The sequence below is a fragment of the Rhizobium sp. 01T444 genome (assembly GCF_056398305.1).
On record NZ_JBFTPD010000257.1, the window covers coordinates 1 to 621 of the forward strand.

Genomic DNA, 621 nt, shown 5'->3' on the forward strand with positions numbered 1-621 from the left:
CCCGAAGGCTTCGCGTACCGCGATGCGTTCGTTGTCCAACTGGTCGGTGACGGCGCGAACCGCGCGCTGCGTGCCTTCGTTGTGGATGTCCCAGCGCTCGAAATGCTGCAGCGGGGCGGCGTTCATCACCATCAATGGCGGGTGTATCACGGGCCCTGCGTTCATCAGCGCGCCCGACAGAGCGTCGCCACAGCCGTGCACGCTGGGGTAGGCCTGCCGAATCAGCGCGATCGCTTCCTCTTCCTTGCGCGCCGGGTAGACACCCGTCGGCAGGTGGATCGCGCGGATCGTGACGTTGACCTCGCGCTCACCATGCTTGCGCGCCAGATAAGGCAGTGTGCCGGTCTCGGCCCAAGCGACGTCGGCGGTGCTGCCGGCCTTGCGCGCGATGCGCGCCATGACATAGCTGCCGAACGTGCCTGGCGGCAGGAACACGACTTGTCCATCGACAAGGTGCGGCGCCATGGCGCGTGCGATGTCTGCCTGCGCAATGGCGGGGGACGGAATCAGGATGAGCTGCGCACCGCGCATTGCGTCCCCGATGTTCCCGGTGGCCAGGGCGATCTTCACGTCCCGCTCGCCCTGCGCGTCTTTCAACCGGATCGAGCCGGCCTCCAGGAC

At 67.1% G+C, this 621-nt stretch carries 1 protein-coding gene; it reads right to left on the bottom strand.

What is annotated here, in order from left to right:
- On the bottom strand, positions 1–621 hold a 621-nt coding region (locus tag AC1DTN_RS38310; RefSeq protein ID WP_477925407.1), incomplete at both ends, for an NAD/NADP octopine/nopaline dehydrogenase family protein.